Here is a 22,151-nt window from a genome sequence, read left to right on the forward strand (position 1 = left end):
TGTTAAAAAACACTGATTTAGTTAAATGCCAATTAAATATAGGTTTATTAATATAATAAATGTTTCGTATATTTATCAAAAGGTACTCTGTATTTTGATTTCTTAATTTAAATAACTTAGAATTTGAAAAGAATACTTCACTTTATATGGAGGAAATATGGGCTGTTCATCTTTTTCAACTAAGTTAAAACAAGAGTTTTTTAGTGGTTGGACCACTTTTGAGGCAAGTTGGTTGATTGCTTTTTTAGCGATTCAAATCGGTATTTTTATTTATCAACCTGATACTTGGATTGCAACCATTGCGGCAATAACAGGTATTTTATGCGTGGTATTTGTCGGTAAAGGAAAAATCAGTAACTATCTATTCGGCTTAATTTCCGTTTCGCTTTATGCTTATATCTCTTATACGTTTCAGTTATATGGTGAAATGATGCTGAATTTACTTGTATATGTGCCGGTGCAATTTATCGGTTTCTATTTTTGGCGTAAAAATATGACCAGCGAAAACACGGTAAATAATGCCGGTGTGGAAGAGGTAATTGCTAAAGCTTTAACCGCAAAACAGTGGGTGATTGTTGCCATTACCACCATTATCGGCACATTTCTTTATATTGAATTGCTTAAATATTTAGGCAGTGCGTTAGCTATATTAGATGGTGCAACAGTGGTTATTTCGATTGTGGCACAAATTTTGATGGTACTTCGCTACCGTGAGCAATGGGCATTGTGGATTATCGTGAATATTATGACCATTTCTTTATGGACGGCAATGTACTTCCAAAACGGCGAAACCAGCTTGCCACTGTTGGTGATGTATGTGATGTATTTATGTAACTCCATTTATGGTTATTACAACTGGATCAAACTACACAGAAATCATCAGCAAGAGATTTAATTCACAAGCGGTCATTTTTTTGTAAAAATTTACTTAAAAATGACCGCTTGTTATTATCCCTTACGAATTTGATTTATATCTTTTAACAGTTGTTGAATATCTTTATTGGCAAAAATCTGCTCGGTGGGTGCGGATAATTTTCTTCTCCAGTTAGGGTATTCGGTGCTGGTTCCCGGAATGTTCACCGGCTCTAACATATTGAGCCAATCTTCGGGTTGTGTGCCGAATAGTGCACTGTGAGTGTGAGCCACATAGCGTTGTAGCTGGTGGGTAAATTTCATTGTGACCCCCACTTCATTTGGCTCGAGTTCCATCACTTTTTCCACCGCATTACGGATATTCAAGCGGTCGTACGAACGCTCTTCTTTCAGCTTTCTCACTACCGCTTTGCTTGGGTAAGTGTCAAATTTTTCGCCTAGCTCAAAATCATAGCCTTTCCAATAGCCTTGAATGGTTGGTAAGTCGTGGGTGCTTAGGGTTGTCATTGCTTGGTAAGGATAATCTTTCAGCGGTTTAAACGCGTTTTCTGCCTTTTCAAAATAAAAAACATTGTAGGCAAAAATGCCCTTTTGCTCGAGAGAATCCAAAATACCTTCAGGCACAATGCCAAGAGCCTCTGCAATCACTAAACATTGGTGACGTTGGCTTTCTAATGCCAAAATAGAGAGCAAATCTTCGAGCGGATAACGGACATAAATCCCTTCTTTTGCCGATTCACCGTTCGCCACCCACCACATACGAGCAAAGCCGAGAATATGGTCGATTCGCAATGCCCCACAATGTTTCATATTAGCACGCACTAAATCAATAAACGGCTGATAACCTCGGCTTTGTAGAATATGCGGGTGCATTGGCGAAAGCCCCCAACTTTGCCCGTTCGGGGCGAGCATATCAGGAGGTGCACCGATTGACGCCTCTTGCACAAATAAGGCTTTATCCGCCCAAGTTTCCGCTCCGCTTTGGGTAACACCAACGGCCAAATCTCGGTAAAAGCCAATCGGCATTGAAAGCGATTGAGCAAACCGGTTACATTCTGCTAATTGCTGGTTTGCCACAAATTGCAACCACATATAAAAACGTATCTGCGTTGCCTGAGAGGTTTGAAATTCAGCTACTTTAGGCGAATGGTAACTTTGATATTCTTCCGCCCAGTTTGTCCAGCCACCTTTTTCGCCAAATTCAGATGAAATCCAATGGTGCAAAGCATCAAACGTTGCTTGGATTTTCAATGGCTCGCCCGCTTGCTCAATAAAGGCATCGAACGCTGTTTGCGATTGTTGTTGAGATTGCTGTGAAAAATGCTCAAAAGCAAACCGTAGTGCGTCTAATTTTAGCTGCATCACTTGGCTATAATCGACATAGTCTTTCGCTCGCAATTCGGCAAGTTGCTGTTGGGTTTCTTTGGTGTTAAACCATTGTTGAGCCTGTTCAGATTGTTGAAAGGCTTCTACTGCACAAACATCAATATAAATAATATTTTGCCAAAGTCGAGATGACGGGCTGTAAGGGCTTGCCGCTTCAGGATCTGCCGGAAAGAGGGCGTGGATAGGGTTTAAACCCACAAAATCAGCACCATAATCAGAAATGTTGGCAAGGAATTGTTTGAGATCGCCAAAATCGCCAATTCCCCAGTTGTTATCGGAACGCAAAGTATAAAGCTGTAAAAATGCACCCCAGAGCTTTTTCCTTTCTTCCAATGGCTTAGGCTGGAAAGCTTTCGGCGGTGTTACAATCAGCGAGCAAGATTCTTCATCATTTTCAGTTGAAATAGAAAGCCGGTGGTAGCCTAAAGGTAAATCGGCAGGCAGGGTTAGAACTGATTGCTCTGCCTTAATTTCACCGTTCCGAACCTCACCATTTTCAAGCACAATTTGCCACTTTGCTACATTTGTAAAATTCAGCGAAATTTCGACCGCTTGTTGCTCGGTATTTGGCTGAGTAATCACTTTAACAAGCGGTAGAATTTGATTATTTTTTTGCAAATCGCTCTCGGTATTTAAAATCTGCTCGATTTTCTCAAAAGCGGACGGGGAGGCATACTCTTTAATATTTGGGTCGTAAAAGTAAGGATTGAGGGTTGGCATAGTGTTCCTTAGGCAATGATTGGCACAATTTAGACAAAATAATAACTGCAAAAATAAAGGCATACAATACTGCTTGTATGCCTTTGTTTTTCTGGGGGCATTATTTGGCTTGCTCTCGTTGAACCGCTCGGTAGCCAATGTCTCGGCGGTAGAATCTGCCTTGCCATTGAATTTGTTTGGCAAGCGTTAAAGCTTGTTGTTGGGCTTCAAATACGTTGTTGCCGAGTGCGGTGGCACAGAGTACGCGTCCGCCGTTGGTAAGTAGTTTTCCCTCTTTTTGCTCAACCCCTGCCAAGAAAACTTTTTGATTTGGGGCAGAAGCAGGAATACCCGTAATTTCATCGCCTTTGCGGTAATCGCCCGGGTAGCCTTCAGCTGCCAAAACAATGCCTAAAGCGGCTTGTTCACACCATTTCGATTGCACGCTATCTAATTTGCCTTCGCAGGCTTTTAAGCATAGCTCAACGAGGTCGGATTCCAAACGCATCATAATCGGCTGGGTTTCAGGGTCGCCAAAACGGCAGTTAAATTCAATCACTTTCGGCTGACCGTTTGGCATAATCATTAAGCCGGCGTAAAGAAAGCCGGTGTAAGGAGTATTTTCGCTTGCCATTCCTTGCACGGTCGGGTAAATAATTTCGTTCATTACACGTTGGTGGATTGCCTTCGTTACCACCGGAGCAGGGGAATAAGCCCCCATTCCGCCTGTGTTTAAACCACTATCGCCCTCGCCAACACGTTTGTGGTCTTGCGAGGTTGCCATTGGTTCGACATTTTTGCCGTCCACCATCACAATAAAACTGGCTTCTTCTCCGTCTAAAAATTCCTCGATCACCACACGGCTGCCGGCTTCACCAAAGGCGTTGCCTGACAGCATATCACGCACTGCATCTTCCGCCTCTTGTAAAGTCATTGCAACAATTACGCCTTTGCCTGCGGCTAAACCGTCTGCTTTGATTACAATCGGTGCACCTTTTTGTTTTAAGTAGGCAAGTGCCGGTTCAATTTCGGTGAAGTTTTGGTATTCTGCGGTTGGAATCTGATGACGAGCCAAGAAATCTTTGGTAAATGCTTTAGAACCTTCTAATTGAGCAGCGGCTTGGGTTGGACCGAAAATGGTTAAACCGTTGGCTCGGAAGGCATCGACCACGCCAACTACTAATGGAGCTTCAGGACCGACAATCGTTAAACCTACGCTATTTTTTTTAGCGAATGCAACTAAGGCTGGCACGTCAGTGGCGGAAATGGCCACATTTTCAATGCCGTTTTCCATCGCCGTGCCTGCATTACCGGGGGCGACAAAAACTTTATCTGCGAGTGGCGATTGACGAATTTTCCAAGCAAGGGCGTGTTCACGCCCACCGTTGCCGATAATTAAAATATTCATTGGGATTCCTTGCAAAAATGGTAAAGCAAACGTTTGCGTATTGTACTTGATTTGTTTATCTGCTGACAAGCGGTCGTTTTTCTCGGATTTTTTGCAAAATACGAAATTGCTGCTTGCAAAATAGGCTTTTTTCAGTATAATCCTGCCGTTCAGTCACATTCGTTTTTTAATCCTTGCTTCCACAAGTTGGTGACTGGCTAAAGTTGGAGGCTGCTAACCCGTAAGGATAGTCAATGCGTCACTACGAAATCGTTTTTATGGTTCACCCGGACCAAAGCGAACAAGTACCAGCAATGATTGAGCGTTACACAGCATCTGTAAAAGAAGCTGGCGGTCAAGTTCATCGCTTAGAAGATTGGGGTCGTCGTCAATTAGCATACCCAATCAACAAACTTCACAAAGCACACTATGTGTTAATGAATGTAGAAGCACCTCAAAGTGTAATCGACGAGTTAGAAACTAACTTCCGTTATAACGATGCAGTTCTTCGTAACTTAATCGTTCACACTAAAGCGGCAGTAACTGAAGCGTCACCAATGGTGAAAGCGAAAGAAAGCAAAGTTGCTGAAGCGGTAGCTGAAGTTGAATCAGAGGAAGCAGGCGAGTAATTCGCCGATTGATAATTGTTTAATCTTAAGCGGAAAGGTTTCCAGCTTGGTTAAACAAAGCCTAAGCCCTCTTGGTGTGCCTCATTACAGTTTTTGGTTAGAACATCGTTCAATCCAAACCGAAGTGAATTTAGAACGCCAAGCGTGGTGCAAAATCCAAGTGGTTTTGGCAGGCAATCAATTTAGTTATTTAACCCAACAAATTAAGCTCGGTGAGAATGTGAGAATTAAAGGTTTTATCCATACTCACAAAGATTTTAACGGTTTAAATCAGTTAGTCTTACACACCGAACAAATTGAATTTATAGATCAGGAGAAGCCAAATGGCACGTTATTTCCGTCGTCGTAAGTTCTGCCGTTTCACAGCGGAAAATGTTGTTGAAATCGATTACAAAGATATCGCTACATTAAAGAACTACATTTCTGAAAGCGGCAAGATTGTTCCTAGCCGTATTACTGGTACTCGTGCGAAGTATCAACGTCAATTAGCTCGTGCAATCAAACGCGCTCGCTACCTTGCGTTACTTCCATATACTGATAACCACCAATAATCAGGAGAGAGTACAATGCAAGTTATTTTATTAGACAAAGTTGCTCACTTAGGTTCTGTGGGCGACCAAGTAACCGTTAAATCTGGTTTTGCTCGTAACTTCTTAATCCCACAAGGTAAAGCAGTTATGGCAACTGCGGCAAACATTGCTCACTTTGAAGCACGTCGTGCAGAATTAGAAGCAAAAGCAGCAGCAGCATTAGCAACTGCACAAGAACGTGCAGCGAAAATTGCAGCATTAGCAGCAGTATCAGTATCTGCAACTGCAGGTGATGATGGTCGTTTATTCGGTTCCGTTTCAGCTAAAGATATCGCTGAAGCATTAACCGCTGCTGGTGTTGAAGTTGCTAAATCTGAAGTTCGTTTAGGTGAAGGTCCACTTCGTACAACCGGCGAACACCAAGTTAAAATTCACTTACACCCTGAAGTGAATGCAACTGTAGCAGTAAACGTTGTTGCTGAATAATCAGTAAAAATAGAAAACCCAGCGAAAGCTGGGTTTTTTGTTTGTAGAAATTGTTGAAATCAGTGAGCCATTTCTGCTGTGTCGGTTAATGCTTTAGTCCATAGGCAATTTCCTTTGGATTTTTTCTCAATCAGCTTCAGTAGTGCTAAATGTGATTCTTCCTCTTCATCATTTGCTTTAAGAATAATCGCTTCATCTGCATTCAAGACAATCTCAGAAAATTCTTCTTCAGTATCAAGCACTTCGCTTACCACTTCAGTTTCTTCTTCGCCTAATAATGAAATCTGACCGCCGGTCATCATTAGGAATACATCGGCTAAGATCTCCGCATCCAGTAACGCCCCGTGTAGCACACGCTTGCTATTATCAATGCCGAGCCTGTCGCAAAGCGCATCTAAATTATTCCGTTTACCGGGGTACATTCGTCTTGCCATTTGCAGGCTATCGGTTACTGTACACATTTCTGCGGTTTTTGCCGGTGGATTAGGCAGATAAGAAAATTCTTGATCCATAAACGCCACATCGAAGGGGGCATTGTGGATGATTAATTCCGCACCTTTGATAAACTCCAAAAATTCTTCGGCAATCTCAGCAAAAACAGGTTTATCTTGCAAAAATTCGTTGGTAATGCCGTGAACTGCAATTGCCTCTTCATCCACCTCACGTGGTGGCTTGATATAAACGTGATAAGTCCTACCGGTTAAACGGCGGTTAATCACCTCAACCGCACCGATCTCAATAATATTATGCCCAATCTGCGGTGGACCTCCCGCCATATTCATTCCAGTGGTTTCGGTATCCAGCACTACTTGGCGGATAATTTTTTCTTCTGTCATATTCAATTTAAAATTGTAGGAGCGAAATATTTTTATCCCTTAATTCTGCATTTGATTAGGGGCGAAAAATATTTCGCCCCTACATTGTTACTTCGCAATCCGTTTATATTTCACACGGTGCGGTTGGGTAGCGGCTTCACCGAAAGTTTTCTTCTTCCACTCTTCATAATCGGAGAAGTTGCCCTCGTAGAATGTTACTTTACCTTCATCACCGTAGTCTAAAATATGGGTAGCGATACGGTCTAAGAACCAGCGGTCGTGCGAAATCACCATTGCACAGCCCGGGAATTCTAAGATTGCATTTTCCAAGGCACGCAGGGTTTCAACGTCTAGATCGTTGGTTGGTTCGTCCAATAACAGCACGTTACCGCCACGTTGTAGAAGTTTGGCTAAGTGTAAACGACCACGTTCACCGCCTGAAAGCTCGCCCACACGTTTTTGCTGATCGACACCTTTGAAGTTGAAACGCCCTACATAAGCACGGCTTGGGATCTCAAAATTACCGATGTTGAGAATATCCTGCCCGTTTGAGACTTCTTCCCACACGGTTTTTTTATCGTCCATCGCATCACGGAACTGATCCACGCTTGCAAGCACTACGGTTTCACCCATTGTGACCGAACCGCTGTCCGGCTGTTCTTGCCCTGAAAGCATACGGAACAGGGTCGATTTACCCGCACCGTTCGGGCCGATAATCCCGACAATCGCTCCTTTCGGAATAGAGAACGACAAATCATCAATCAAGGTACGATCGCCGTAAGATTTAGTCAGGTTTTGCACCTCGATCACTTTATCACCTAAGCGTGGACCCGGTGGAATAAAGAGTTCGTTGGTCTCGTTACGTTTTTGATATTCGCCTGAGTTAAGCTCTTCAAAGCGTGCCATACGAGCCTTGCTTTTCGCTTGGCGACCTTTTGGATTTTGACGCACCCACTCCAACTCTTTCTCAATCGATTTTTGACGAGCAGATTCCGCCGCTTGCTCTTGTGCCAAGCGTTTTTCTTTCTGCTCCAACCAAGAAGAGTAGTTGCCTTCCCAAGGAATGCCTTCACCACGGTCAAGTTCTAAGATCCAGCCCGCAACGTTGTCTAAGAAGTAACGGTCATGGGTAATGGCAACTACGGTGCCTTCGTAGTCGTGGAGGAAACGTTCCAACCACGCCACGGATTCCGCATCTAAGTGGTTGGTTGGTTCGTCTAACAATAACATATCCGGTTTTTCCAGCAACAGACGGCAAAGTGCCACACGGCGGCGTTCACCCCCTGATAAATGCTCGATTTTTGCGTCCCAATCCGGCAGACGTAACGCATCGGCAGCACGCTCTAACTGGTTTTGCAGGTTATGACCATCGTGGGCTTGAATAATCGCCTCTAATTCTGCCTGTTTTGCCGCTAATTTGTCGAAATCGGCATTCTCATCGGCATACATCGCATAGACTTCATCAAGCTGGGTTAAGGCATTTTTCACTTCCGCTACTGCCTCTTCCACCGCTTCACGCACGGTTTGCTGTGGGTCAAGTTTCGGTTCTTGTGGTAGATAGCCGATTTTAATGCCCGGTTGTGGACGAGCCTCACCCTCGAACTCTTTATCTACGCCTGCCATAATGCGTAAAAGCGTTGATTTACCCGCCCCGTTTAAGCCGAGAACCCCGATTTTTGCCCCCGGGAAAAAGCTCAGGGAAATATCTTTCAGAATGTGACGCTTCGGCGGCACGACTTTGCCGACACGGTGCATCGTATATACAAATTGAGTTGACATTGGTTGTATTCCTCACAAAAAAATTCGCCTTATTTTACTTGAATTTACAGCCAAAATATAGGGTGGTTTTGGCTCTGGTTGAGACGCCTTGATTTTTTATTGTGAATCACGCCAAAACAGAGGATAATATACCGCTATTTTGGATTTTTATATTCTGACAAGCGGTCGTTTTTGCTGAACAATTTGCAAATTTTTCGTGATATTTAACCGCTTGTTGCTTAAATTTTGTGGAATTTATGGTCGATTATATTCTGTTAATCATCAGCACCGCCCTTATTAATAACTTTGTCCTAGTTAAATTTCTAGGGCTTTGTCCGTTTATGGGGGTGTCGAAAAAGGTGGAAACTGCGATTGGTATGGGGTTGGCGACAACCTTTGTGCTGACGGTTGCCTCGCTCTCTGCTTATTTGATGGAAACCTATCTGCTTGAGCCGCTAAACGCCCAATTTTTGCGGACCTTGGTGTTTATTTTAGTGATTGCGGTGATCGTGCAATTAACGGAAATGATCGTGCATAAAACCAGCCCGACACTTTATCGCTTGCTTGGGATCTATTTACCGCTGATTACCACCAACTGTGCTGTATTGGGGGTGGCATTATTAAATGTGAATTTAGCCAATAATTTGGTGGAATCTGTTCTTTATGGTTTTGGAGCTGCTGCCGGTTTCTCGCTGGTGTTAGTTTTATTTGCGGCTCTGCGTGAGCGTTTGGCTGCCGCTGATGTGCCTCGTCCGTTCCAAGGAGCATCGATTGCTCTGATTACCGCAGGCTTGATGTCGCTTGCCTTTATGGGCTTTACAGGATTGGTGAAACTCTAATGCTTGATTTGCCAATTATCGCTTATATTCTTATCGCTATTGCTGTGATCGCACTGATTTTCGGGGCGGTTTTAGGCTATTCCTCGATTAAACTGAAAGTTGAATCCGACCCGATTGTCGATCAAATTGATGCCCTTTTACCCCAAAGCCAATGCGGTCAATGTGGCTACCCGGGCTGTAAGCCTTATGCTGAGGCGATTGCCAATGGTGATTCGATCACTAAATGTGTGCCGGGTGGGCAACCTTTGGTGGTTAATCTTGCTGAACTTCTAGGAGTAGAAGTGCCGCCGATGGAAGGAATGGCAGAGCCTGAGGTGAAAGTGGCTTTTGTTATTGAAGATCTCTGCATTGGTTGTACTAAGTGCATTCAGGCTTGCCCGGTTGATGCGATTATCGGCACGAATAAAGCAATGCACACCATTATTCCGGATCTTTGCACCGGCTGTGAACTCTGTGTCGCCCCTTGCCCGACCAACTGCATTGAAATGCGACCGATTAAACCGACAACCCAATCTTGGAACTGGAAATTTGACCAAGATTTAATTATTCCGATTGTGAATACCACTGAATTGCAGAAAAAATTAGTCACCGGCGGAGGCAAAAATGAGCAATCCTAATTTAGTGATTGAGCGAATCCGCCAAAATAAAGAAACCGGCAAATTATGGGATTTCCCGGGTGGTATTCACCCGATGGAAAACAAATCCCAATCGAACAGCAAGCCGATTCGCAGCTTAAATTTACCGAAATTTTTCTATGTGCCACTGGTTCAACATTCCGGCTGGGCAGGGGAATTATTAGTCAAAGTGGGCGATGTGGTGCTGAAAGGGCAACCGCTCACTAAAGGCGATCACTTCCGCCAATTACCGGTGCATAGCCCAACTTCAGGGCGAGTAATTGGGATCGAGCCTTATGTTTCCGCTCATGCCTCCGGTTTACCGGAAATAACGGTGATTATTGAAACCGATGGTAAAGATGAATGGGTAGAACGCCAGCCGATTGAGGATTTCTTAAGCCTGACAAGCGATCAAATTATCCAAAAAGTTTACCAATATGGCATAGCCGGTTTGGGCGGAGCGGTGTTCCCAACTGCGACAAAATTAAGTTTGGCGGATAAACGCTGTAAATTATTGGTGATTAACGGGGCAGAATGTGAGCCTTACATCACCTGTGACGATCGCTTAATGCAAGATTTCACTGCAGATCTGATCGAAGGCATTCGCATTCTGCGTTATGTGCTTCGCCCGGAAGAAGTGGTGATTGCGATTGAAGATAACAAACCACACGCTATTCAAGCTTTAGAAACCGCTTTAAAAGGCTCGAACGATATGTTTGTGCGAGCGATTCCGACTAAATACCCGTCCGGAGCCTCTGATCAGCTTATCCAAGTATTGACCGGGCTTGAGATTCCGGCTGGCAAACGCACCATTGAAATGGGCATTGTGATGCACAATGTCGGCACGGCGTTTGCGGTAAAACGGGCAATTATTGATGATGAACCTTTGATTGAACGGGTGGTTACGCTCACCGGCGATAAAATTCGCAACAAGGGTAACGTGTGGGCAAGATTAGGCACGCCAATTCAGCACCTGCTGGAGCAGGTAGATTATCAAGCCGATAAACGTTTTCCGGTGTTTTTAGGCGGGCCGATGATGGGCTTTATTTTGCCCGCATTGCAAGCTCCAATTACCAAAACCGCGAACTGCTTGATTGCCCCTGATCATTTTGAATATGCACCACCTGAACCGGAGCGTAGTTGTATCCGCTGTTCGAGTTGTTCCGATGCTTGCCCGGTGGGGTTATTGCCACAGCAACTGTATTGGTTTGCCCGTGCAGAAGATCACGATAAATCCAAAGAATACCATTTAGATGCCTGCATTGAGTGTGGTGTTTGTGCTTACGTCTGCCCAAGCTATATTCCGTTAATCCAATATTTCCGCCAAGAAAAAGCAAAAATCGAGGAAATTGAGGAAAAAGCCCGCAAAGCTGAAGAGGCAAAAATCCGTTTCGAGGCGAGAGAAGCCCGTTTACAAAAAGAACGAGATGCCCGAACCGCCCGTATTAGCCAAGCGGCGGAGAAACGCCGTGCAGAAGTGGCAAGTGCCGGGGGCGTTGATCCTGTTAAAGCGGCCCTTGAACGCTTGAAAGCGAAAAAAGCAGAAGACCAAAACACAGAGCAAGCCTCTCAAACCGTGCCGACTCAAGCAAAAGCTAACGGAGAGCCGGATAATAGTGAATTAATGGCACAACGCCGAGCCAGACGGCTTGCCAAACAGGCAGAACAAGCGGTCGAAAATGCAGAAAATTCTGCAAATTCAGACAATGTAGCGGCGAATGGCAATTCTACAGCAGAAGACCCACGAAAAGCCGCAGTTGCCGCAGCCCTTGCTCGAGCCAGAGCGAAAAAACAGGTACAACAATCAGAGGAAGAGACGGTAGAGGTGAATCAGTCTTCGCCAGAAAACGAAGACCCACGCAAAGCTGCCGTTGCCGCCGCCCTTGCTCGAGCTAAAGCGAAAAAACAAGCACAACAAGCGGCTGAAAAACCGGAAAATATTGCAAATCCAGACAATGTAGGGGGCAATATTGAACAGGAAGACCCACGCAAAGCCGCCGTTGCTGCCGCTCTCGCCCGTGCCAAAGCGAAAAAACAGGCGCAACAAGCGGTCGAAAATGCAGAAAATTCTGTAAAATCAGGTAATACCGATGAAACTGTAGGGGCGAATTGCAATTCGCCCCTACCAAACGAACCAGCGGAGACCGATTCACGCAAAGCCGCCGTTGCTGCCGCTCTTGCCCGTGCCAAAGCGAAAAAACAGGAACAAGCGGTCGAAAAAACAGAAAATTTTGCAAAATTAGAAAATACCGATGAAACCGTAGGGGCGAATTGCAATTCGCCCCTACCAAGCGAACCAACGGAGGCCGACTCTCGCAAAGCCGCCGTTGCAGCTACAATCGCTAGAGCTAAAGCGAAAAAAGCCGCTCAGCAGGAGAAAAGAAACAATGTTTAGCGAGCTAATTCCGGCATTGCCGTGGTCGTTCCTGTTTATTCAGGACTTAATCGGTACTATCGTGTTTGCGATTTCGGGGGCTATCGCCGCCCGTCAGCATAAAATGGACATTTTCGGAATGTTTATTTTGGCGTTTGTGACCGGTGTCGGGGGCGGTACGCTACGGGATATGATGATTGGCTCCACCCCTGTATTTTGGATGAAACAGCCGATCTATGTGCTGATGATTACCCTTGCTGTGGTGATTACCGCCATTTTCCGCAATCAAATTTCCCGCAAACGTTGGCAGACCGGCTTGCTGGTGTTTGATGCCATCGGGCTGGGCGTATTTACCGTGATTGGCGTGCAAAAAGGCTTGGATTTCGGCTTGCACCCGCTGATCTGCGTGGCACTGGGTGGTGTGACTGGCTGTTTTGGTGGTTTGATTCGTGATATTTTACGCAACGAAGTACCGATCATTTTGCAAAAAGAGGTGTATGTCACCGCCAGCCTGATTGGTGGCGTGATTTTTGTGGCTGCAAACTCGTTTGGGGTGGAAAGCGATTGGGTTTACCTTGCCACGGTGTTTACCGTGATTATTATCCGCCTGCTGGCAATCCGCTTTAATTTGAATTTGCCGAAGCTTTAACAAGCGGTCATTTTTTTGCAATTTTTTACTAAAAAGGTTCTATAGATGTTTAAAATGGTAAGTTCCCCCCACACTCATTCGAGCAATCTCACTGCGAATTTTATGCTGTGGGTGATTGCGATGATGTTACCTGCTTTTGGGGTTCAACTTTATTATTTCGGCTATGGTGTGCTGATTCAATCGTTGCTTGCTGTTAGCCTTGCGATTGTGATTGAAATCGGTATTGCAAAATTACGCAAAAAAACGACCGCTTTCTATTTGGCAGACTTGTCGGGCATTTTAACTGCCTTGATTTTGGCGATGTCGATTCCACCTTATGCTCCTTATTGGCTGACGCTGATTGGCGTAATCGTGGCGTTATTATTGGCAAAACACAGTTATGGTGGTTTGGGGCAGAATTTATTTAACCCAGCAATGGTTGGCTATGCGTTATTGTTGGTCTCTTTCCCAGTGCAAATGACAGCGTGGATAGTGCCGATTGAGTTATTAAGTGAACCGCCGACATTTCGTGATGCGGTTTCGTTGATTTTTAATGGGGTAACTAGCGATGGCTTTAGTATTTATCAGCTGGTTAATAGTGTTGATGGCATTGCTCAAGCTACCCCGCTTGATAGTATGAAAAGTAGCCTTGCAAAATCAGGCTTTGAGGCGGTAATGAACACCCCTATTTTCAACGGGCTGTTTGCTACCGGTTGGTTACAACTGAACCTTGCGTTTTTATTTGGCGGTTTGGTGTTGATTTATAAGCGGATTATCCATTGGCAAATTCCAGTAGCAATGTTGGCAACTTTTGCTTTTTTTAGCGGATTCACCGAGCTGTTTAGCCAACAATCGCATTTGCATTTTGTGAGTCATTTCTTTAGCGGTGCAATGATGTTCGGGGCATTTTTTATTGCGACCGATCCGGTAACAGCCTCCATTACCCCAAGAGGAAAGCTGATCTTCGGTGGTTTAGTGGGATTATTGGTTTATCTAATCCGCTACTACGGCAATTACCCTGATGCTATTGCATTTTCTGTGTTATTGGCAAACATTTGCGTGCCGTTAATCGACCATTATACGCAGCCGAGACTATACGGCACAAAATTGGATAAGAGATAATGAATACCTCAAAAATTACCTTAAATTACGCCTTAATTTTAGGCTTTATTGCCTTGCTTTGTACCGCCGTTTCAACTGGCGTGTACTTGCTTACCAAAGGCAAGATTGATGATGTGACCGCGATGCAACAACGCAAATTATTGGAAGAGGTTGTGCCGAAAAGTCATTTTGATAATGATGTGTTGGCAACTTGCAAACTGGTTCAGCTCGAAAATGCCCCTTATTTGAACCGTATTTATGTTGCAAAAAAATCGGAAAATCTGACCGCTTATCTGGTTCAAGGCACGGCTCCGGACGGATATTCCGGCGATATTGTGCTACTGATGGGGATTGAGCCTAACGGCAATATTTTAGGCGTTCGCACCCTTGAGCATAAAGAAACTCCGGGGCTGGGAGATAAAATTGAGACCCGAGTGTCGGATTGGATCTTATCTTTTACCAATCAACTTTTTAGTTTAGAAAACGAAGCAGATTGGAATGTAAAAAAAGATGGCGGCAAGTTTGACCAGTTTACCGGTGCAACCATTACGCCTCGTGCGGTGGTCAATCATATCCGCCAAAGTGCGAAATGGGTGGTGACAGAGCTGGCTCAAAACCCGACAATGTTTAACCAATTTAAGGCGTGCAAATAGGGGGAAAAATGGAAAGAGAACAGCAAATCCCTGTGACGAATATTGAGGTTGCCCCGAAACAATCCGGCGTTTGGAAAACGATTTTCGCTGACGGTGTGTGGAAAAATAACGGTGCTTTGGTGCAATTATTAGGGCTTTGCCCACTATTGGCGGTGTCAAACAGCGTAACCAATGCACTTGGGTTAGGTTTGGCAACAATGTTTGTATTAATTTGCACCAATATCACAGTTTCCCTATTTCGGAAAATTACCCCACACGATATTCGGATCCCGATTTATGTGATGGTAATTGCAACGGTAGTGACGGCAGTACAACTTTTAATGAACGCCTTTGCGTTCCCTGTTTACCAATCGCTCGGGATTTTTATTCCGCTGATTGTAACCAACTGTATCGTGATTGGACGAGCCGAAGCCTATGCCTCAAAAAATGAGGTAAAATTCTCGGCTTTTGACGGCTTTTCAATGGGGCTGGGAATGACTTTTAGCCTTGTGGTGCTAGGAGCATTGCGTGAAATTATTGGCAACGGCACGCTGTTTTCAGGCTTAGATCTACTTTTCGGCGATTGGGCAAAAGCCCTGCGCATTGATGTATTGCATATTGATTCAGGTTTACTACTGGCAATTTTACCCCCGGGGGCTTTTATCGGGCTTGGGGTGATATTGGCGGTGAAGAATATTATTGATAAGAGATGATGTGTTATGTCACTTTTCTTTGCTTGTGCAAAGAAAAGTAACCAAAAGAAAGCACACCCTGCTTCGTTGCTATCCTCACTTGGTTGAAATTTTCTTAACGAAAAATAACCCTGATGTTCGCTTCGCTCTCGCTCGGGTTATTTTCCTAAAAATTTCAAGTCGTTCGGGCAACTCAGAAGGGAACCCGATCCGACCATACAAGCGGTGATTTTTTTGAAAAATTTTGCAAAAATGATGCTGTGCCGGGTTCCCTTCTGAACCGCCTGAGCGACTTTGAATTTGTAGGAAAAATTCCTTGTTTGAGCAGCAAAGCTGCGAGTTTGGAATTTTTTCGTTAAGCAAATTCAAATCAAGCGAAGATAGCGGTGAAGTAGGGTCGCCTTTCTTTGGTTACTTTCTTTGGCGAAGCAAAGAAAGTGACAAATAATGAGGAATTATAGAATGACACGAATTACCGCCCAAGACGGCTATACGCACAAATTCCTATGGTCTTTTCTACACCCGAAATATTGGGGCGTGTGGTTAGGCGTTTTAGGATTAGTGATTTTAGCCTATGTGCCGGTGCGAATTAGGGATAAATTATCCGCGTTTGTGGGCAAGGTGGCGTATCGCTATCTCAAGCAGAAAAATAAAAAAGGTTACCATCGTGCTAAAGTGAATTTGCGTTACTGCTTTCCTGATTGGAGTGAGGAAAAGCGTGAAGCGGTGGTAGAGAAAATGTTTATCACGGTGGCACAAACGATGTTGGCGATTGGTGAAACGGCAATCCGTCCGGTTTCCTATTTACAAAAACGGTGTGAATTTACTGGCTTTGAAAATGTGGTGAAAGCCAAAGAGAGCGGTAAAAATGTAATTATGTTAGTGCCGCATACTTGGTCGATTGATATGGCGGGGGTAGCGATGTTCTCGCTCGGTTATCCGATGACGTCAATGTACAATCCACACCGCAATGCGTTGGTGGATTGGTTGTGGAATATCACTCGTGAACGCTTAGGTGGGCGAATGCACACTCGGCAAAATGGGATCAAGGCGTTTTTAGCCGATGTGCGTAAAGGAGATGTCGGTTATTTTCTGCCCGATGAAGATTTTGGCGAAGAGCTAAGTGTGTATGCCGACTTTTTTGCCACCGAAAAAGCGACTCTACCGGGCTTAAATAAAATGGCAAGAGTGGCAAATGCGGAAGTGATCCCGATGTTCTCGATTTATAATGCCGAAAAAGCAAAATATGAAATGGAAATTTTGCCACCGCTTGAATTTTCAGGAGACCCAATTCAATCCGCCCGAGAAATGAACCGAGTAATTGAATATTTTGTGGAGAAAAATCCCGAGCAGTATGTTTGGATTTTACGTTTGCTTAAAACCAGACGAAACGGGGAAGATATTTATCGATAATATAGGGAAAAGGAAACTGAAAAGTAAGCTGTACTATCAAACGTAAGGTTATCAATTTCTCCTTGAAATTTCTGCTGTTTTTCTATAGAGTTTTCCAGTTATTTTTTTATTATACATAGGTCAAACAATGAACCAATTAGATTTAATTAAATCTTCTATCAAATCCATTCCTGATTACCCGAAAGCAGGGATTATTTTCCGTGATATTACCTCACTTTTAGAAGTGCCAACTGCATTCCAAGCCACCATTGATGCTATCGTTGCAGAATTTAAAGACAAGGGTATTACTAAAATTGTCGGCACAGAATCTCGCGGGTTTATTTTTGGTGCCCCTGTTGCATTAGCGTTAGGCGTGCCTTTTGTGTTGGTTCGTAAACCGAAAAAATTACCACGTGAAGTGATTTCGCAATCTTACACCCTTGAATATGGTGAAGATACGCTGGAAATTCATAAAGACGCTGTGAACCCTGATGATAATGTATTGGTCATCGACGATTTACTCGCAACCGGCGGCACTATTGATGCCACTGCAAAATTAATTCGTCGCTTAGGTGGTAAAGTAGAACACGCTGCCTTTGTAATTTGGCTACCTGCGTTAGGCGGTAAAGAACGTTTAGAAAAAGAAGGAATTCGCTCTTTTACTCTGGTGAGTTTTGAGGGGCATTAATCCTACAAGCGGTGATTTTTTGCTAGAATTTTGCAAAATTTTTCGGAAAAATGACCGCTTGTCATTTCCTAATTAAAAAGAAAATCAATGAGTTATCAAGTTTTAGCCCGTAAATGGCGACCGCAACGCTTCTCGGAAGTGGTTGGTCAGCAACACGTTTTATCTGCTCTTGAAAACAGTTTAAGAGAAGATAGACTGCACCACGCTTACCTGTTTTCAGGCACTCGTGGTGTGGGGAAAACCTCTATTGCCCGTTTATTTGCCAAAGGCTTAAACTGTGTAAACGGGATCACCGCCGAACCTTGCGGTGAATGTGCGAATTGTAAAGCGATTGAAGAAGGGCATTTTATCGATCTCATTGAAATTGATGCTGCTTCTCGCACTAAAGTGGAAGATACCCGTGAGCTACTTGATAACGTTCAATATAAACCCACCGTTGGGCGTTTTAAGGTTTATTTAATTGACGAAGTGCATATGCTCTCTCGTCATAGTTTCAACGCTTTGCTGAAAACGCTTGAAGAGCCGCCTGAATATGTCAAATTCTTGTTGGCTACCACTGATCCGCAAAAACTGCCGATTACCATTCTCTCTCGCTGTATGCAATTTCATCTGCGGGCATTAGAGCAATCGCAAATTGCCCGTCATCTTGAATTTATCCTAAATGCAGAGAAGATTCCGTTTGAGCCGCCGGCACTAGAAAAGTTGGCAAAAGCGGCACAAGGCAGTATTCGGGATTCTCTCAGCCTCACCGACCAAGCCATTGCAATGAGCAATGCCAATATTACGCTTGCGGTAGTCAGCCAAATGCTGGGGTTGATTGACGATAATCAACCGCTAGAATTAGTGCAGGCAATCGCCCAAGCCGATGGTGAAAAGGCAATGGCGATCATCGAACAAATTGCAGCGAAAGGCGTTGATTGGCAACAATTATTAAGCGATGTGGCAGAAGTGTTACACAAAATTGCAATGTTGCAATTAGTGAAAACACCTACAACCGAAGAAACATTAGTGCATTTTCTGGCAAAACAAATTCCGCCCGAAGATGTGCAATTTTTCTATCAATTAATCCTCAACAGTAAAAAAGAGCTGCCTTTTGCACCAGAGCAACGTGCCGGTGTTGAAATGGCGATTTTGCGTGCATTAGCTTTCCACCCTAAACAAGCGGAAAAAATGGCAACGGTTGCGATGGAAAAGGTTACACAACCAAACCATTCGGTTTCAGCGGTTACGACAGCAAAACCACAAAATCAAATTAGCCAGCTAAGAGAAAATTTTGAGCAAAATCAGCAAAAAACGGTTACTGTTGCCAATACTACCACAGCGGTTGAAAGCATTGCTCAACCGCCACAGGCAGTAGATAACACTATTTCGCCGTCTGCCCCAGCTACACTTTCACCGGCAATGGCAGCCCTCGAAGCCCGCAAAAAGCTACAAGCACAGCAGGCAAATTTAGCTCAAACCGAAAAAAAAAAGCCTGAGCTAAAATCCCCTCAAGTTATTGCAAAAAAATCGGCAAATCAGACCGCTTCACTGCAAGAACGGTTTATCAGTTTGGCTGAAAATCAACACAAAACCGCACAGCAAGTTTCACAACCAACTGAATCTGCCCCTAAAAGTGTGGAAGATGAAGATTATCGCTGGACGTGGCTCAATCCTGAATTAGAAAATCAAGCAGACAGTGCCAAGCCTTCTGATATTAAACAAGCGATTTTGCAAGAGCGTACACCTGAATTAGTGGCAAAAACCATTCATTTATCTTGTCAGCAGGATAAATGGTGTGACATCGCCAACTCACTCAATTTAGGCGGGTTTTCTCGCCAAATCGCCTTAAATAGCTATTTAGCGGCACAGACTGAACAGCACCTTTCGTTGATGTTAAAGCCGAATATGGCTCATCTAGATAATCCGGAATCTCGCAAAAATTTAGAAGCTGCCCTTGCCGAAAAAGGCTATTCATACGAATTAACCATTGGTGACAATAGCGAACAGCAAACTCCGCTTGAAATTCGGCGAGCCATTTTCAAGCAATTAACTGAAGCCGCAAAATCAGCATTGCTTAACGATGAAAAATTAATGTTACTTCGCAACGCTTTTGATGCACAAATTGATGAATCAACCATTCGAGCGGTAGCGGAAACTGAGTAAAACAAATGAAAGCATTAGAATTAATTGATTTGGTAAAAACCTACCCAACAGGTGTAAAAGCCGTCAAAGGTATTAACCTTGTGGTGGAACAAGGGGATTTCTATGCTCTGCTTGGGCATAACGGGGCTGGTAAATCTACCACCATTGGCATTATCAGCTCGCTGGTCAATAAAACCAGCGGCAGCGTGAAAGTGTTTGGCTACGATTTAGACACCCAAAAAGTTGAATTAAAGCATCAAATCGGCTTAGTGCCACAAGAGTTTAATTTCAATCAATTTGAAAAAGTAATTGATGTGCTGGTGCAACAAGCCGGTTTTTATGGTATTCCTCGTGCTGAAGCCTTAGTGCGTGCTGAAAAATGGCTCAAATTGCTCGACTTATGGGAAAAACGTATCCATCTCACCCGTGAGCTTTCCGGTGGAATGAAACGTCGGGTGATGATTGCCCGAGCCTTAATGCACAACCCAAAATTGTTGATCTTAGACGAACCGACTGCCGGTGTTGATATTGAACTTCGCCGCTCGCTTTGGGATTTTTTAAGAGATCTGAATAATCAAGGCACGACTATTATTCTCACCACTCACTATTTAGAAGAAGCAGAAACCCTATGCCGCCACATCGGCATTATTCAACACGGCGAGCTGATTGAAAACACCTCAATGAAAGCCTTACTGGCGAAATTAGAAAGTGAAGTATTTGTGTTAGATTTGCAAAATTCTGAACAAAATCAACCGCTTATGATTCAGAATTACCCGCATAAATGGCTTGATGAAAACACCCTTGAAGTGAATGTAAAACGCCAGCAAGGGCTAACCAATCTGTTTTCGCAAATTTCCGCCCAAGGGGCTGAGGTGCTAAGTATGCGAAACAAATCAAACCGTTTGGAAGAACTATTTATCAATATGGCTCAGTAAAATGAATTTAATCGGATTTTATACCTTAGCTTACAAAGAGTGCCGCCGCATTTTGCGGATTTGGCGACAAACGTTAGTGCCACCGGTGATTACTACCACGCTCTATTTTTTAATCTTCGGCACGCTGATTGGTGGGCGAATCGGGGAAATGAATGGCGTGGGCTACATCCAATTTATTGCTCCCGGCTTAATTATGATGACCGCCATCACCGCCTCTTATGTGAACACTGCCTCTTCGTTTTTCTTGAGTAAATTTACCCGAGATTTTGAAGAGATGCTGATTTCACCGCTCTCTACCCATAATATTATTTGGGGTTATGTCACCGGCAGTATTTTGCGTGCAGGTTTAGCCGCAACCTTAGTGATGTGCGTGGCGATGGTGTTTGTCTCGTTTGAAATCCACTCGGTTGCGATTATCGTCTTAACTCTATTGCTTACAATTATCGCCTTTGCCTTAGGTGGCGTAATTAATGCGGTGTTCGCCCGCTCCTTTGATGATGTCGGGCTGATTCCAACCTTTGTGCTTACTCCATTGACTTACCTAGGCGGTGTGTTTTATTCTATATCACTACTGCCTGAATTTTGGCAAACGGTGTCTAAATTCAACCCGATTGTGTATATGATTAACGGCTTAAGATATGGCTTCCTCGGTATCAGCGATGTGCCGTTAGGCTATACCTTTGCGGTGCTCACTTCACTTTGTATCGGCTTGTATATTGTTGCCTACTCCTTAATTCAACGAGGGGTTGGGCTTCGTTCTTAACTAACTGTGAGGTTATGAAAATGAAAGCATTAAAAAAACTAGCAATTACAATGGCATTAACGTTATCAGGCACAGCCTTTTCACAAGAAATTACCGTGTTTGCTGCCGCCTCAATGACGAATGTGTTACAAGATATTCAGCAGGATTTTGAAAAAGCCTATCCACAGGATAAAATCACGTTTTCCTTCGCCTCGTCATCTGTATTAGCAAAGCAAATTGAGCAAGATGCTCCGGCAGATATTTTTATTTCAGCCGACCAAAAGTGGCTGGATTATGTTGCCGAGAAACAACCTGAGAAGGTAAAACATCGCCGTAATTTAGTCCGAAACGAGTTAGTGCTAATCGCACCAACCGAGAGTAATATTGAGCCGAAAGCCATACAAGCGGTCGATTTTGCCAAAGAATTAGCAAACAGCTATTTATCAGTGGGAGACCCAGACCACGTTCCTGCGGGTAAATACGCTAAAAAAGCCCTTAGCCATTACCAATTATGGGAAAGCGTTGAACCTCGTTTAGCGAGAGCAAAAAATGTGCGAGATGCCCTTTCTTTTGTCGAGCGAGGAGAATCTCCGCTTGGGATTGTCTATTCCACCGATGCCAAAGTGTCGAATAAAGTCAAAGTGGTTGCTGTTTTCCCGCCGGAAAGCTATGGCGAAATTGTTTACCCTGCTGCGGTAGTCAGTGAAAAAGCCTCTGCCGTCACATTTTTAGATTTCCTCAAAACCCCGAAAGCAAAAGCGAAATTTGAGGCAGCAGGGTTTTATCCTGTAAATTAAATTTACTCTCCCCCTTGTAGTATTATTAAT

Annotated in this window: 22 protein-coding genes; 18 read left to right on the plus strand and 4 right to left on the minus strand. The window is 44.0% G+C overall.

Annotation, left to right across the window (positions count from 1 at the left end; genetic code table 11):
* Positions 1 to 157 precede the first annotated feature (157 nt).
* On the plus strand, positions 158 to 895 hold the full coding sequence (gene pnuC, locus ACJ7Z2_RS05445; protein WP_126302425.1) for a nicotinamide riboside transporter PnuC: 738 nt from the start codon (positions 158 to 160) through the stop codon (positions 893 to 895).
* Between the two features lie 53 nt (positions 896 to 948).
* Here pnuC and malQ read toward each other — a convergent pair whose 3' ends face one another.
* On the minus strand, positions 949 to 2,979 hold the full coding sequence (malQ, locus tag ACJ7Z2_RS05450; RefSeq protein ID WP_409501038.1) for a 4-alpha-glucanotransferase: 2,031 nt from the start codon (positions 2,977 to 2,979) through the stop codon (positions 949 to 951).
* A gap of 100 nt (positions 2,980 to 3,079) precedes the next feature.
* Positions 3,080 to 4,366, minus strand: coding sequence for a phosphoribosylamine--glycine ligase (gene purD, locus ACJ7Z2_RS05455; protein WP_409501039.1), 1,287 nt, complete (start codon positions 4,364 to 4,366; stop codon positions 3,080 to 3,082).
* Positions 4,367 to 4,599: 233 nt separating this feature from the next.
* Here purD and rpsF point away from each other — a divergent pair, with 233 nt between their 5' ends.
* The 4 genes from rpsF to rplI are packed head-to-tail and all read left to right on the plus strand — an operon-like array spanning position 4,600 to position 5,990.
* A complete protein-coding gene (gene rpsF / locus ACJ7Z2_RS05460) occupies positions 4,600 to 4,974 on the plus strand; it encodes a 30S ribosomal protein S6 (protein WP_005598107.1) in 375 nt (124 codons plus the stop codon).
* Positions 4,949 to 5,323, plus strand: a complete 375-nt coding sequence (gene priB / locus ACJ7Z2_RS05465) for a primosomal replication protein N (RefSeq protein WP_409501040.1) — start codon at positions 4,949 to 4,951, stop codon at positions 5,321 to 5,323. Before rpsF ends, priB begins: the two co-directional genes overlap by 26 nt.
* Positions 5,298 to 5,525: a 30S ribosomal protein S18 gene (gene rpsR / locus ACJ7Z2_RS05470; protein WP_005598105.1), complete on the plus strand. Its 228-nt coding sequence runs from the start codon at positions 5,298 to 5,300 to the stop codon at positions 5,523 to 5,525. Before priB ends, rpsR begins: the two co-directional genes overlap by 26 nt.
* Positions 5,526 to 5,540: 15 nt before the next feature.
* Positions 5,541 to 5,990, plus strand: a complete 450-nt coding sequence (gene rplI, locus ACJ7Z2_RS05475; protein ID WP_126302422.1) for a 50S ribosomal protein L9 — start codon at positions 5,541 to 5,543, stop codon at positions 5,988 to 5,990.
* Positions 5,991 to 6,049: 59 nt separating this feature from the next.
* Here rplI and dnaQ read toward each other — a convergent pair whose 3' ends face one another.
* Entirely contained in the window at positions 6,050 to 6,826 is a 777-nt protein-coding gene (gene dnaQ, locus ACJ7Z2_RS05480) for a DNA polymerase III subunit epsilon (RefSeq protein WP_409501041.1), read from the minus strand.
* 87 nt (positions 6,827 to 6,913) lie between these two features.
* Entirely contained in the window at positions 6,914 to 8,584 is a 1,671-nt protein-coding gene (gene ettA, locus ACJ7Z2_RS05485; RefSeq protein ID WP_126302420.1) for an energy-dependent translational throttle protein EttA, read from the minus strand.
* Positions 8,585 to 8,820: 236 nt separating this feature from the next.
* Here ettA and rsxA point away from each other — a divergent pair, with 236 nt between their 5' ends.
* The 13 genes from rsxA to modA all read left to right on the plus strand — a co-directional run bounded on the left by rsxA (position 8,821) and on the right by modA (position 22,121).
* Positions 8,821 to 9,402, plus strand: a complete 582-nt coding sequence (gene rsxA / locus ACJ7Z2_RS05490) for an electron transport complex subunit RsxA (RefSeq protein WP_126302419.1) — start codon at positions 8,821 to 8,823, stop codon at positions 9,400 to 9,402.
* Complete coding sequence (rsxB, locus tag ACJ7Z2_RS05495) at positions 9,402 to 10,019, plus strand: electron transport complex subunit RsxB (protein ID WP_409501042.1); 618 nt, start codon at positions 9,402 to 9,404, stop codon at positions 10,017 to 10,019. The genes rsxA and rsxB overlap by 1 nt, the downstream gene beginning before the upstream one ends.
* Entirely contained in the window at positions 10,006 to 12,411 is a 2,406-nt protein-coding gene (gene rsxC / locus ACJ7Z2_RS05500; RefSeq protein ID WP_409501043.1) for an electron transport complex subunit RsxC, read from the plus strand. Before rsxB ends, rsxC begins: the two co-directional genes overlap by 14 nt.
* Complete coding sequence (locus ACJ7Z2_RS05505) at positions 12,404 to 13,039, plus strand: trimeric intracellular cation channel family protein (protein WP_409501044.1); 636 nt, start codon at positions 12,404 to 12,406, stop codon at positions 13,037 to 13,039. Before rsxC ends, ACJ7Z2_RS05505 begins: the two co-directional genes overlap by 8 nt.
* A 45-nt stretch (positions 13,040 to 13,084) precedes the next feature.
* Entirely contained in the window at positions 13,085 to 14,140 is a 1,056-nt protein-coding gene (gene rsxD / locus ACJ7Z2_RS05510) for an electron transport complex subunit RsxD (protein WP_409501045.1), read from the plus strand.
* On the plus strand, positions 14,140 to 14,772 hold the full coding sequence (gene rsxG / locus ACJ7Z2_RS05515) for an electron transport complex subunit RsxG (RefSeq protein ID WP_006249084.1): 633 nt from the start codon (positions 14,140 to 14,142) through the stop codon (positions 14,770 to 14,772). The genes rsxD and rsxG overlap by 1 nt, the downstream gene beginning before the upstream one ends.
* An 8-nt stretch (positions 14,773 to 14,780) precedes the next feature.
* Positions 14,781 to 15,464 (plus strand): electron transport complex subunit E, encoded by a 684-nt coding sequence (locus ACJ7Z2_RS05520; RefSeq protein ID WP_409501046.1) that lies wholly within the window; start codon positions 14,781 to 14,783, stop codon positions 15,462 to 15,464.
* A 441-nt stretch (positions 15,465 to 15,905) separates the two neighbouring features.
* Positions 15,906 to 16,856 carry a lauroyl-Kdo(2)-lipid IV(A) myristoyltransferase gene (gene lpxM / locus ACJ7Z2_RS05525; protein ID WP_409501047.1) on the plus strand — a complete coding sequence of 317 codons (951 nt, stop codon included), beginning with the start codon at positions 15,906 to 15,908 and terminating at the stop codon, positions 16,854 to 16,856.
* Between the two features lie 127 nt (positions 16,857 to 16,983).
* Entirely contained in the window at positions 16,984 to 17,523 is a 540-nt protein-coding gene (gene apt, locus ACJ7Z2_RS05530) for an adenine phosphoribosyltransferase (RefSeq protein ID WP_409501048.1), read from the plus strand.
* 87 nt (positions 17,524 to 17,610) lie between these two features.
* Positions 17,611 to 19,668: a DNA polymerase III subunit gamma/tau gene (gene dnaX / locus ACJ7Z2_RS05535; RefSeq protein WP_409501049.1), complete on the plus strand. Its 2,058-nt coding sequence runs from the start codon at positions 17,611 to 17,613 to the stop codon at positions 19,666 to 19,668.
* A 5-nt stretch (positions 19,669 to 19,673) separates the two neighbouring features.
* Complete coding sequence (locus ACJ7Z2_RS05540; protein ID WP_409501050.1) at positions 19,674 to 20,582, plus strand: ABC transporter ATP-binding protein; 909 nt, start codon at positions 19,674 to 19,676, stop codon at positions 20,580 to 20,582.
* 1 nt (position 20,583) lies between these two features.
* On the plus strand, positions 20,584 to 21,345 hold the full coding sequence (locus ACJ7Z2_RS05545) for an ABC transporter permease (RefSeq protein WP_409501051.1): 762 nt from the start codon (positions 20,584 to 20,586) through the stop codon (positions 21,343 to 21,345).
* 20 nt (positions 21,346 to 21,365) lie between these two features.
* Entirely contained in the window at positions 21,366 to 22,121 is a 756-nt protein-coding gene (gene modA, locus ACJ7Z2_RS05550) for a molybdate ABC transporter substrate-binding protein (RefSeq protein ID WP_409501052.1), read from the plus strand.
* The last annotated feature ends 30 nt before the right edge of the window (positions 22,122 to 22,151 follow it).

This window comes from Mannheimia glucosida, assembly GCF_046267875.1.
In the GTDB taxonomy this organism is placed as follows: domain Bacteria; phylum Pseudomonadota; class Gammaproteobacteria; order Enterobacterales; family Pasteurellaceae; genus Mannheimia; species Mannheimia glucosida.